Origin of the sequence: Streptomyces yatensis (assembly GCF_018069625.1) — a bacterium.
GTDB classification, from domain to species: Bacteria; Actinomycetota; Actinomycetes; order Streptomycetales; family Streptomycetaceae; genus Streptomyces; species Streptomyces yatensis.
The window spans coordinates 4490316-4502913 of the sequence record NZ_CP072941.1; the positions used below are offsets into that span (position 1 = coordinate 4490316).

The 12598-nt window shown below is 72.6% G+C and carries 8 protein-coding genes; 2 read left to right on the forward strand and 6 right to left on the reverse strand.

Annotation, left to right across the window (positions count from 1 at the left end; translation table 11 throughout):
* Positions 1-41 precede the first annotated feature (41 nt).
* Positions 42-953, reverse strand: a complete 912-nt coding sequence (locus J8403_RS18435) for an SDR family oxidoreductase (protein ID WP_211124169.1) — start codon at positions 951-953, stop codon at positions 42-44.
* Positions 954-1063: 110 nt separating this feature from the next.
* Between J8403_RS18435 and J8403_RS18440 the strand changes: the two genes are divergently transcribed.
* The gene (locus tag J8403_RS18440) at positions 1064-1990 is read left to right on the forward strand and encodes a cyclase family protein (RefSeq protein WP_211124170.1); all 927 of its coding nucleotides are present in this window, start codon (positions 1064-1066) and stop codon (positions 1988-1990) included.
* Positions 1991-2313: 323 nt separating this feature from the next.
* On the opposite strand, the gene J8403_RS18445 is transcribed toward J8403_RS18440, so the two are convergent.
* The 3 genes from J8403_RS18445 to J8403_RS18455 form a co-directional block, all read right to left on the reverse strand.
* Positions 2314-2892 (reverse strand): ATP-binding protein, encoded by a 579-nt coding sequence (locus J8403_RS18445; RefSeq protein WP_211124171.1) that lies wholly within the window; start codon positions 2890-2892, stop codon positions 2314-2316.
* A gap of 465 nt (positions 2893-3357) precedes the next feature.
* Positions 3358-4413: an acyl-CoA dehydrogenase family protein gene (locus tag J8403_RS18450; protein ID WP_211128316.1), complete on the reverse strand. Its 1056-nt coding sequence runs from the start codon at positions 4411-4413 to the stop codon at positions 3358-3360.
* 8 nt (positions 4414-4421) lie between these two features.
* Complete coding sequence (locus J8403_RS18455; protein WP_211124172.1) at positions 4422-5585, reverse strand: acyl-CoA dehydrogenase family protein; 1164 nt, start codon at positions 5583-5585, stop codon at positions 4422-4424.
* A 260-nt stretch (positions 5586-5845) separates the two neighbouring features.
* Between J8403_RS18455 and J8403_RS18460 the strand changes: the two genes are divergently transcribed.
* Positions 5846-7462 (forward strand): AMP-binding protein, encoded by a 1617-nt coding sequence (locus J8403_RS18460; RefSeq protein WP_211124173.1) that lies wholly within the window; start codon positions 5846-5848, stop codon positions 7460-7462.
* Here J8403_RS18460 and J8403_RS18465 read toward each other — a convergent pair.
* Together J8403_RS18465 and J8403_RS18470 are read right to left on the reverse strand one after the other, a co-directional pair.
* Positions 7459-10323, reverse strand: coding sequence for a protein kinase (locus J8403_RS18465; protein WP_211124174.1), 2865 nt, complete (start codon positions 10321-10323; stop codon positions 7459-7461). The genes J8403_RS18460 and J8403_RS18465 overlap by 4 nt on opposite strands.
* A 157-nt stretch (positions 10324-10480) precedes the next feature.
* Entirely contained in the window at positions 10481-12493 is a 2013-nt protein-coding gene (locus J8403_RS18470; protein ID WP_211124175.1) for a serine/threonine-protein kinase, read from the reverse strand.
* Positions 12494-12598 lie beyond the last annotated feature (105 nt).

Consider the following 12598-nt stretch of genomic DNA (forward strand, 5'->3'; position numbering starts at 1 on the left):
CGGCGCTGCGGTGTTCCCGGCAAGCCCTGCCGTTGTCGCGGTCAGGCGTTGGGGCGTTGGCCGGTGGCGGCCGCCTGGGCCATGGCCTCGAGCTGGGCCAGCATCGGCATGGGATCGGTGCCGACCGTGCCCGGGAGGAAGTCGGCGATCTTCTCCGGGGTCCAGCCGCCCTCGGTGTATCCGGCGCGCAGCTCACGGGGCTGGGCCCAGACCGCGATCTTGGGGCCCGCGATCGTATAGACCTGGCCGGTGATCCGCTCCGCGCGGGCGCGTTCGCTCAGCAGATAGACGACCAGGGCCGCCACGTCCTCCGGTTCGCCGATCTCCTTGAGCTCCATCGGCACATTGGCGGACATCCGGGTGCGGGCGACCGGTGCGACACAGTTGGCCGTGACGCCGTACTTGTGCAGCCCCAACGCGGCGCTGCGCACGAGGGAGATGATCCCGCCCTTGGCGGAGGCGTAGTTGGCCTGGGCGACGCTGCCCTGGTGGTTGCCGCTGGTGAAGCCGATCAGGGTGCCGGAGCGCTGGCGGCGCATCACCGCCGACGCCGCCCGGAAGACCGTGAAGGTGCCCTTGAGATGGGTGGCGACGACCGGGTCCCACTCCTCCTCGGACATGTTGAAGAGCATCCGCTCGCGCAGGATCCCGGCGACGCAGACGACCCCGTCCAGCCGTCCGTACCGGTCGAGCGCGGTGTCCACGATCCGCTGGCCACCGGCCATGGTCGAGACGTCGTCGGCGACCGCGACCGCCTCACCGCCCGACGCCACGATCTCCTTGACCACGGCCTCGGCGACCTCGCTGCTCGGTTCGCCGCCCTCGATCGAGACCCCGTAGTCGTTGACGACCACCTGTGCGCCTTCGGCCGCGCAGGCGAGGGCCACCGCTCGTCCGATACCGCGTCCGGCCCCGGTGACGGCGACCACCTTGCCGTCCAAGAAGTTGCCCACGTCGCATCCCCTCCCGGAGTTTCTGACGGTCCGTTAGATTTTTGAGCAGACGCGGCCCGAGTACAAGCCCTCGCGCACAAACGTCGACCGGGAACGACGAAGGAGATGCCATGCCGCTGCCAGCCGAGTTCCACGAGATCGCCAAGCGCGTCAACAACTGGGGCCGCTGGGGGGCGGCGGACGAGATCGGCACGCTCAACCTGATCACCGATGCCGTGGTCCGGGAGGCCGCCGCGACGATACGGACCGGCCGTCGCATTCCCCTCGCGGTGCCGCTGAGGCAGGACGGCATCCAGACCGGAATGATCCCCGGGCGGGTCAACCCGCTCCATACGATGATCGCCGTCAACTTCGAGATGTTCGGCCCCGGCACCGTGGCGACCAGCGACGACGCCGTGACGATGGGGCTCCAGGCCGGTACCCACTGGGACGGGCTCACCCATGTCTCGCACTCCGGCCGGATCTACAACGGCCGGCCCGCCGACTCCATCACCACCCATGACCGCGCCGCCTTCAGCGGTATCGACAAGGTGGGACCCCTCGTCTCGCGCGGGGTGCTCCTCGATGTGGCGCGCGCCCGGGGCGCCGAGCGGCTGCCCGAGGGGCATGCGGTCACCCCCGAAGACCTCGACGCCGCCGAGGAGCTGGCCGGGACGACGGTGCGCCCCGGCGATATCGTCCTCGTCCGCACCGGGCAGATCCAGCGGTATCTGGCGGGCGAGAAGGAGGCGTACGCCTACCCTTCACCGGGCCTCTCTTTGCGCACACCGGAGTGGTTCCATACCCGCGATGTGGCGGCGGTCGCCAACGACACCTTGACCTTCGAGATCTTCCCACCCGAGATCGAGGACCTCTGGATGCCGGTCCACGCCCTCGATCTGGTCGAGATGGGCATGCTCCAGGGCCAGAACTGGAATCTCGAGGAACTCTCCGACGCCTGCGCCGAGGAGGGGCGCTACGCCTTTCTGCTGTCGGCCCCGCCCGAGCCGTTCGTCGGCGGCACGGGCTCACCCGTCGCCCCCGTGGCGATCCTCTGACGCCCATCCCCTGGCGCCCGGCCCCGCCCTGGCGCCCGGCCCCGCCGCCTTGGCATCTCCAACGTGCGCACCGGGCGGCGCGCGTCGGGCCCAGAAGGGGAGGGCGGGTCGATCTTCTCGGGCGGCGGTGCGCTCATGCGCGCCCCGAGCACGGCACCGCGCACCGCCACCCGACTCCCGACGCTGAGCCCTGGTTCAGCAGCGGGGGCGCGACCCGCACTCGCCAAGGAACGTCACTGTGAACACAGGGCTCACAGAGACACCACAGCCCTCGGCGTCCCCTCGCGACGAATCGCTGATCCTAGAGTGATCAACCGAACACGTCACGTCAACACCTGGTCTGGACTTTGTCTGGTTCGTCCCATGTGTGATGGCGCATGAGAGGCCGCTCGCCGCTTGGAAAGCGGCTCCTCGCCCTTGGCGCGGTCGATTTCACACCAGATCCGCTTGCCGGAGCCCTCCGGCTGCCAGCCCCATCGGTCGGCGAGACCGTCGACCAGCTCCAGTCCGCGCCCATGAGTGTCCTCCTCATCGGCGCAGCGCTGGCGCGGCGCGCGGTCGCTGACGTCGGCGACCTCGACCCGGACCGTTCCCAGACCGGCACCCCGGCTCACGAACGGCCCTGAGGCCCCGCCCCCGCCGACGACACCGCCACCGTTCCCGTTCCCGCCGCCTCCGCCGCCCATCGACTGGGCGGGGAAGAGCATCCGCAGCACGGCCGGACAGCCGGTGTGCACCACGGCGTTGGTGACGAGTTCGGAAATGAGCAGAATCAACGTCTCAGCGAGCGGCTCGTCGGCTCCGATCCCTGATCCGACGAGCCGCGAACGGGCCCACCTACGGGCACGGCTCACCTCCGCCGGATCGGGCCGGACCTCCATCTGCGCCTGAAGCACCTGCACTGCTCACACCATCCGAACCGGCACACACATCGCCTTGTACCTCCAAGAGGTCACGGACCGTGACGCTCCCCCAGCCACCGCTGAGAGACTTGCGCGACAGCATGGTTGACGTACAGTCACCCCAACAAGCGCTTCGGTCATATTCCAGCGCCAAGGAGTATGCGTGGGGCATACTGTGCGACACACGTCCTGAGGACTCGAACACCGAAGCTCAGGCGTCGCATACCCCGTGCGAACGGGGCACGTCGGCATGCCCGGAATCGCCCCATGGGCAACGCCGGGCCTCTTGCACCCCATAAGCGCTCGCACCCCACGGAGAGTACCCGAGCCCGGGCCCGACTCCCCCCTGTGACGAGTCACGCCTAGGAAACAACCTGGTATCAACGCTCGGTCACCTCAGACGCTCTGGGGATCTCCCCAGAGAATGCGACATCCCAACAATTCAGGCGTATCCATCGAGCTCGGCTACAAACATCTTTCAACGGTCGACACGAGCCCGGCCGCAAGTTCCTCCTCCGCCGCCGCCGCGCACTGCCACTGACCTGCCCGCACCCACGCCCGCTTGAGATGCAGATGGACATCCGCCTCCCAGGTGAAGCCCATTCCGCCATGGACTTGCAGACAATCGCGGGCATTGTGGACAGCGGCCTCATCGGCGAGCAGCTTGGCGGCCGCGATGTCACCCGGGTCTTCTGTGACCGCCGCCGCATACACCACACTTCTGGATGATTCCGCACGTACCAGCATCTGGGCGCACAGATGCTGCACGGCCTGGAAGGCGCCGATCGGCCGGCCGAACTGGGTGCGCCGCTTGGCGTGGTCCACCGCGAGCTCCACGGTTCGGGAGGCGCTGCCCAGCTGTTGTGCCGCGGTCAGCAGCGCCGCCTCGCGGCGCAGCCGGGCGGCGATCCCGGAACGGCCCGGCCCCGCCTGGTCCCGCCGGGTTCGGATCGGCCCCGTCCGGTGCAGCGGGGTGGCCGGGTCGACGGACCGCATCGGCTCCGCCGCACACGCCACCTCCGCAGCCGGGATCAGCTCGACCGCCACCGGCCCCAGCGCCAGCACCGCATCGGCGGAGACCAGATGCTCCACCGGCGCCCGCGCCCCCTCCACGTCCAGCGCCGTCACCACCGTCTCACCCTGAACAGCACCCGCCGCCAACCCCGAAAGCCCCGCCTGCGACGACCCCGGCACCGCACCCACCGCCGCCCACAGCCCCGAAAGCCCAGCCGCCAGCTCCGTCGCGACCAACGGTCCCGGCAGCAGCGCCCGGCCCGCCTCCTCGAAGGCCAGCACCGCCTCCGGCAGCCCCAGCCCCACCCCGCCCGCCGACTCCGGCACTCGCAGCGCGAAGAGCCCCGCCGCGCCCAGCTCCCGCCACAGCGCCCGGTCCAACTCCGCGCCCCGCTCCGCGTCCCCGTCCACCACTGCCCGCAGCCGGGTCCGCGGAAAACGCCGTTCCAGCAGCTCGCGCATCCCCGCCCGCAGCGCCCGCTGGTCGTCCGTGAGCTGGAAGTCCACGGCCCCGCTCACCGTCCCTTCGGCAGGCCGAGGATCCGCTCGGCCACGATGTTCCGCTGAATCTGCGAGGTCCCCGCCGCGATCGTGTACGAGAGCGACGAAAGCCGGTCCGCGACCCACTCCTGACCGGCGTCCAGCGCGTCCGGCCCCAGCACCTCGGCGGCCGCCTCGTACAGCTCCTGCCGCACCTGCGAGAAGCGCAGTTTGAAGACCGAGCCGCCGACGCCCGGCACCCCCCCGGTGCGCTGCGCCTCGCTCACATTCCACTGGGTGAGCCGCCACAGCGCCGCGCACTCCGCCGCCAGCCGCCCCAACCGGCGCCGCAGCACCGCGTCGTCCCAGCGCCCGTTGGCCTTCGCCGTGCGGGCCAGCGCCTCCAGCACTCGCCTACAGGCGACCACTTCGCCCACGAAGGCCGTACCGCGCTCGAAGGAGAGGGTCACCATGGTCACCCGCCAGCCGTCGTTCTCCTCCCCGACCCGGTGGCCGACCGGCACCCGCACCTCGTCCAGGAACACCTCGGCGAACTCCGCCGTCCCGGCGAGGGTCCGCAGCGACCGCACCGTCACCCCGGGCGCGTCCATCGGCAGCGCAAGCCAGGTGATGCCCCGGTGTTTCGGCGTGTCGGCGTTTACCGGCGCGGTGCGCACCAATAGTTCGCACCAGTCGGCGATCTCGGCGTGCGAGGTCCAGATCTTGCTTCCGCTGACGACATACGTATCGCCGTCCCGTACCGCCCGGGTGCGCAGCGACGCCAGGTCGGAGCCGGCGTCCGGTTCGGAGAATCCCTGGCACCAGACCTCGTCCCCGCGCAGGATCGGCGGCAGCCAGCGGGCCCGCTGCTCGGGGGTGCCCTCGGCGGCGATGGTGGGGCCCGCGTGCAGCAGTCCGACGAAGCCCGCGCCCACATAGGGCGCACCGGCCCGCTCGGTCTCCTCCAGGAAGATCAGATGCTGGGTGGGCGTCGCGCCCTGGCCGCCCGCGTCCTCGGGCCAGTGCAGCCCGGCGTAGCCCGCGTCGTGGAGCATCCGCTGCCAGCCGCAGTCATAGGCGCGGCGGCCCGGCCAGTCGGCCGGATGCGGGCGGTCCGGCAGCGTGGGCAGCACGTCGGCGAGCCAGGCGCGCAGCCGGTGCCGGAAGCCCTCCTCATCCTCCGTGAAGGCGAGATCCATCAGCGGCCGACCTCCTTTCTGATGGCCCGTCAGGCAAGGTGGGGATCCGCAGGCTAGTCCGCACCCCCTGGACCGACAAGGCGCATGGCCTTACGCTTCCAGCACTATCTGATGGATCGTCAGTTATCGTCCAGACCGGGTCGCCGCGCGGTTCAGCTCCAAGGCTCCCCGGGCTCCCGGGCTCCCGGGCTCCCGGGCTCCCGGGCCACGATCACGCGATTCGCCTCGAACGGTTCCGGAAGAGTTCCACGGGAGGCCGGATGACCGACGTCGCGCAAGAAGCGCATGAGCTCGGCAGCTCGGCGACGCTGTGGGAACTGCTCGAACGGCGTGCCGCGCTCACTCCCGACGCCCCCGCCCTGCTGCAGGCCGGCGCCACCGCCCGGCATGACCGCCGGCTGACCTTCGGCGCCCTGCGCACCCGCGCCGAGCGGGCCGCCGCCGGGCTGTACCGGATGGGGATAGGCCCCGGCAGCCGGGTCGCCTGGCAGCTGCCCACCCGGATCGAGACGGTCGTGCTGACCATGGCGCTCGCCCGCCTCGGCGCCGTGCAGACCCCCCTGATCCCCTACTACCGCGACCGCGAGGTGCGGTTCGCGCTCCGCGGGTCCGGGGCGCGGTTCCTCGCCGTGCCCGGCCGCTGGCGCGGCTTCGACCACACCGCGATGGCCCGGCGCCTGGCCGCCGAACTGCCCGAACCGCCGCTGGTCTTCGAGGCGTACGACACCCTGCCGGTGGCCGACCCCCAGGCCCTGCGGCTGCCGCCACCGCCCGCCGACGGGCGGGCCGTCCGCTGGATCTACTGGACCTCGGGCACCACCTCCGACCCCAAGGGCGTGCTGCACACCGACCGCAGCCTCATCGCCGCCGGTGCCTGCCTCGCCCACGCGCTGCGGCTCGACCCCAACGACGTGGGGTCCATGGCCTTCCCCTACGCCCATGTCGCCGGGCCGGACTACACCGTGATGCTGCTGCTCTACGGCTTCCCGGCCGTGCTGCTCGAGCACTTCTCCCTGCCGGAGTCGCTGCCCGCCTACCGGCGGCACGGGGTGACGGTCGCGGGCGGCAGCACCGCCTTCTACTCGATGTTCCTGGCCGAACAGCGCAAGGACCCCTCGCGCAGGCTCATCCCCACCCTGCGGCTCCTCGCGGGCGGCGGCGCGCCCAAACCGCCCGAGCTCTACTACGAGGTCGTACGGGAGCTGGGCTGCACGCTCACCCACGGCTACGGAATGACCGAAGTCCCCATGATCACCATGGGTGCGCCGGACGACACGGACGAGAACCTCGCCACCACCGAGGGCCGGCCGCCCCGGGAGATGGAGATCCGGGTGGTGGACGGCCAGGTGGGGCTGCGCGGCGAGGCGGTCTGCGCCGGATATCTGGACGACGCCGAGACCCGTAAGGCGTTCGACGCCGACGGCTTCTTCCTCACCGGCGACCTCGGCCACCTCACCGAGAGCGGCCATCTGGTGCTGACCGGCCGCGCCAAGGACATCATCATCCGCAAGGGCGAGAACATCTCGGCCAAGGAGATCGAGCAGCTGCTGTACCAGCACCCGGACGTGGGCGATGTGGCGGTGATCGGCCTGCCCGACCCGGCCCGGGGCGAGCTGGTCTGCGCCGTCGTGGAGCAGCCGGCGGGGGCGGAGCCGCTGACGCTCGGCCGGGCGGTGTCCTATCTGCGCGCGGCGGGGCTGTCGGTGCACAAGCTGCCGGAGCGGCTCGAAGTGGTGGACGCCCTGCCGCGCAATGAGACGCTCCGTAAGGTGCTCAAGTACCGGCTGCGGGAGCGGTTCGCGGAGCACGGCGGCGCGCAGGCGGCACGGGAAGAAGCCCCCGAGAAGCTCACGCCGGGGGCAACGCCTGAGCCCTAGCCGTTGGTCGTGCTGTACGTGGCCGTGGCCTGCTCGAAGTAGCGGTTGACCGCGGTGCGCTCGTCGGACGGGCCGATGACCAGGACCACGTGGTAGCGGCCGTCGATCAGCATCGCGAGGTTGCGCGCGTACACGTTCCGCCCGCTGCTGTCGCGCCAGGTGAACGAGCCCTCCGCCATCGCCGTCCGGCCGACGTCGATCCGCCGCAGCCCCGAGGACGAGGCCCAGGAGGAGCCGCGGAAGGCGGCCAGTTCGGCCTCGCGGTCCTGCTGGTACGCCATCGGGTCGCCGCCGAACTCCGACATCTTGTCCCGTCCGGCCACGACCACCAGCTCGAAGTCGCCGCCGATGTAGCGGATCTGGCCCCGGCCGTTCTCGCCCCGGCGGGTCCAGTCCTCGTGGACGGCGACCTTGAAGCCCTTGGGGTCCTTGCGGACCGCGAAGCCCTTGGCCAGTCCGGCCGGGTCGGTGGACTGCGGCTCCTGGTCGCCGGGGTCGGCCGGCTTTCCGGCCTCGCCCTCGTCACCGCCGCCGTCCGCGGGGTCGTGCGGCGCCGCGCTCGGCGTACCGGACGAACCCGTACGCCCCTGGCCGTCGTCGTCCTTGGCGCGCGGCATGAACATCATCGCGTAGACCACCGCCGCCGCCAGCGCCAGGAAGATCAGCAGCAACAGCATCCGCCCCAGCCTGCGCGGCTTGCGCTGGGCGGGCGCCGGGGCCTGCCGGGTCTCCCGGGTCTCCGTGCTCTCCGGGGAAGGCCGGGGCGGCCGGGGTGCCCGCGTCTCCCGGGGCGCCCGAGCCTCCCGGGCCTCCCGCTTCTCCCGCTTGGCGCGCCGGTGCCGGGCGTGCCCGGCCGCCGCGTCGGCCGCGGCGGCCGGACGGCGGCCCCGGCCCCTGCGCACCAGCCAGCCCCGCCTACGGACGATCGGCAGCCGCCGGGGGTCGGACGCCCCGCCCGCGCCGAGCGAGGGCACCGTGACCGTGCCGCTGCCGACGTCCGGCTCGGGCGCCGACCGGATCAGCGACCGCAGCCAGCCGCGCAGCTCCTCGAACTCCGGGCGCTCGGTGGGGTCCTGGCGCATCAGCGACTCGACGACGGGCCGCAGTGGACCGCACTCCTCCGCGTACGCGGGTGCCTCGCCGCAGACCATCTGCACCAGTTCGGCGGCGCTCTCCTCCGGGTACGGGGCATGGCCCTGCACCGCGCGGAACAGCAGCGCGCCGAGCGCCCACAGATCGGCGGCGGGGCCGACCGGGGGCGCCAGCCGCCAGTTCTCATGGACCGGTCCGGCCTGCTCGGGTGCCCACCGCTCGGTGACGGCGCCGACCACGACGATACGGGCCTGGCGGGCCCGTTCGGCGGCGAGCGCGGTGGCGGGGCCACCGACCGCGGCTCCGCCGGTGTCCCAGGAGCCGCCGCCTTCGGAGGCGGCCGGCTGGGCGCTCTCCTCACGGTCCGGCTGGCCGGGCCATCGCGCGCCGCCGGGCTCCGGCTCCGGTTCGGGCGTGGCCGCGGGGGCGGGCCCGGGGGTGTGCGGGGAGCGGGTGGCCGCCTCGACGTTGGCCCGCGCGGCGGCTCGCGCGCCCGCCGCGTAGGCGGCGATGGCGCTGGCCCGCGCGGCCCGGGCGGCCGCGCTCGGCGCGTCGGCACCGGCGCCGCCCGGTTCGCCCTCCTTGTTTCCCGGCTGCCCCGCCCGGCGCGGTCCGGGCAGCCCGCCGGCGGCCCCTTGGTCGCGGTAGGGAGCCATGGGCCCGCCGGTCCCCGGACCGAACGTCACCTGATCCCGGTACACCGGACCGCTGGGGCCGGGCCTCGAACTCGGCTCCGCCGCCCCGTGGTCGCCGTAAGGCGTCCGTGGCTCGGGCAGGCCCGCCTCCGTGCCGTAAGGCGTCCGTGGCTCGGACAGGCCCGTCTCCGTGCCGTGGCCGCCGTGCTCCCTGCCCTCGGCGTCGGGCCGCGAGCCCGTCCCCGCCGTTTCATGGCCACCGTAAGGGCCGCCCGGGGGCAGGAATCCTCCGGCGGCACCCTGGTCGCGGTAGCGCGGGCCGCCCTGCGGCCGCGCCTCGCCGCCCTCTGCCGTCCGGGCGCCGGGGATGGCGGCGCGCCCTTCGTCTCCTCGCCCGGCCCGGCCCTGGGGCCGGTCCGGCCGATCGCCGGAACCCGCCGGGCCCTGCGGCAGGGCGGCCGGGGCCTCATCCGGCCGGGGCTCCTCGACGGCGGGGGCCTCGGCCGACGGCGCGGACGCGGGCGCCGGAACGGGGTCGTAGCCGCACAGCGCCTCTTCCGCCGCGCCCGCCGCCAGCCCCATGAGCATCGCGCGGCCGTCGTCGCACAACAGCACCGTACGGGCGGTGATGTTGCGGTGGACCCAGCCATGGGCGTGCAGGGCGCCCAGCGCCGTAAGGATGTCGTTGGCGACCTCGGCGGCGCGGTGCGGGGACAGCGTGCCCTCGGCCAGCAGCGCGGCCAGCGGGCGGCCGGAGACCAGTTCGCTGACGATCCACAGGCTTCCGGCCTCCGCGAAGACATGGAAGACCTGGCCGAGCCGCGGATGGTCGGGGATCTGCGCGGCGGACGTCGCCGCCGCGATGGCGCGCCGGACGGCCGGATCGCCGCCGCCCCGGGCCGTACGCCCGGCACCGGCGACCGTGCCGTTCCGCCCCGAGGGCCCGCCGCCCCACCGCGCGTCCTCGTCGACGACTTCGGCGTCGACGACCTCCGGCAGCGGTATCTGCCGCAGATGGACTTCCTGTCCGCTGTAGGTGTCGAAGGCGCGGGTCTCGATGAGTTCGTACTCATCGGCGGGCGGAAGGGGCAGGCGATAGCGGTCGGCCAGCACCCGGCCCGCGTACTCCTCCACGACGCCTCCCCAAGCGCGCGATCAACGCCGCCCTCATCAGCGATCAGCGCAGCGTGAAACCGTCAAATGTGGTCGTTTTTGGCGGGTTCCAGCGGCTGCGCACAGTCTAGGGCCTCTCACGATACGTGCCCGAACGACGCTTCGCCGACAGGAGTGTTCAGTCCGTAATCTTGAAGGTGTTGAAGGCGGTCTGCCGCAGGGTGGCGCACTCCTTGTCGTTCCACTTGCTCGCCTCGCAGGTGATCAGTATGGCGAAGCCATGGCTGCCGTCCGCCTTGAAGCCGCGGTTGAGCACCCGGACCCGCTTGCCGTCCTGATCGCGCTCGAACTCCCAGTCCGCGACGGTCGGATAGCCGCGCCAGTCGACCGACTTGATGCCGAGGCCCTTGTAGCCGGCCATGGTGCGCCGGGCGTTGTCCTCGCCCTTGCGCCAGTCCGCCTCCGCGTCCGACTTCGGCGCGTCGGTGAAGTCGATCTGAATACGCGGAATGCTGGACCCGCCGTAGTACTTACGGCTTCCGGCATAGCTTCCGGAGTGGACCGACCAGCCCTCCGGCATGGCCATGCTGAACGGGAAGTCGGAGGACTTCACGGTCCGGTAGCCGTCGGGCAGGCCGCCCTTACCGCCGCCGCCCTTGCCCTTACCGCTGTCGTCGCCGCTTTCGCCGCCGTCCTTGCCCGAGTTGTCGTCCGAGCTCTCGGAGGCGTCCGTGCCCGGCTGCGACCCCGACTTCCCGCCGGAGTCCCCCGCCTTCGGCGACTCGCCCTCCGACTGGCCCGTCTTGTCGGCGCCCTGCTTGTCCTTGGCACCGCCCGAGGTCCCCGCGGAGGTGGACTTGTCGCCGCCCGAGGCGCCCTTGGCCTTGTCGCCGCCGTCCCCGCCGTCACTCAGGACGACGGCGAGCACGGTGCCCACGATGGCGAGCACCACGACCACCGCGATGATGATCAGCGTGCGCCTGGGGACCACATCGGTGATCGAGGCGCGCGGCGGCACGGCGGACCGGGGGCCGGGCGCGCCCTCGGGCGTCGCGGCGGCCGGCTCGGCCTTCGCCGCCGCGCCGGACTTCGCCGCGCCGGTCTTCGCGGCCCCGGTCTTCGCGGCCCCGGAGGCGCCGGACTTCTCCGCCGACTCCGCCGGCTTCGCCGCGCTCCCGCTGTCCGCCTTCTTCGTGGCCGCCGCGGCCGCCGCGTTGCGCACGGACTTCAGCGCACCGCGCCTGCGCTCCGAGACGGCCGACTCCTTGGCCTCGGCGGCGGCCTCGTCCTCCGCCGGGGCGGGCGGCAGGCTCATCGTGCGGGTCGCGTCGGCGGGGACCTTGGTCTCCTCGGGGGCGCTCACCGCGTGCTCCAGCAGCGCCCGCGCCCCGGCGTCGTCGAGCCGCCGGGCCGGGTCCTTGGTGAGCAGACCGTAGATGACCTCCTCCAGCGGGCCCGCGTTCTTCGGCGGCTCCACCGGCTCGGTCATCACGGCGGTCAATGTCGCTATGGCCGTGCTCTTGTCGTACGGCGGCACTCCCTCCACCGCCGCGTACAGCAGCCCGCCCAGCGACCACAGGTCGGCCGGCGGACCCGGCTTCTGGCCGCGGGCCCGCTCCGGTGAGATGTAGGAGGGCGCTCCGACGAGCATGCCGGTCGAGGTCACCGACGGATCGCCCTCGACCTGGGCGATGCCGAAGTCGGTGAGGACGACCCGGCCGTCGTCGGAGATCAGCACGTTGGAGGGCTTCACATCGCGGTGCAGGATGCCCGCCTGGTGGGCGGCGCGCAGCACATCGAGGACGGCGAGCCCGACCTCGGCGGCGCGCCGCGGGGTCAGCGGACCGTCGTCGCGGACAACATCGGCGAGCGAACGCCCCTCGATGAGCTCCATGACGATCCACGGGCGGTCGTCCTCGTCGACCACGTCATAGACGGTGACGGCGCCGTTGCTGCGGATCCGGGCGATCGCCTTCGCCTCGCGCAGCGTACGGGTGATGAGCCGTCTCTTCTCGTCCTCCTCCACGCTGGACGGGAAGCGCAGCTCCTTGACCGCGACCGTACGGCCGAGGGTCTGGTCGCTCGCACGCCAGACCGTGCCCATGCCGCCCTGACCGAGGATCTCCCCGAGCCGGTACCGCCCGGCGAGGAGGCGCCCAGTCGAACCCTGCGTCTTCTCAGCCTCCGACATGCGACCCCTCTGCGAATCTACCCACCCTGAACCCACCCTGGGAGAGCGTCCATTGTCTCTCATCCGCGGACCCGGAACCGCCGGGGGTCCGGGGCGCGGCGTGGC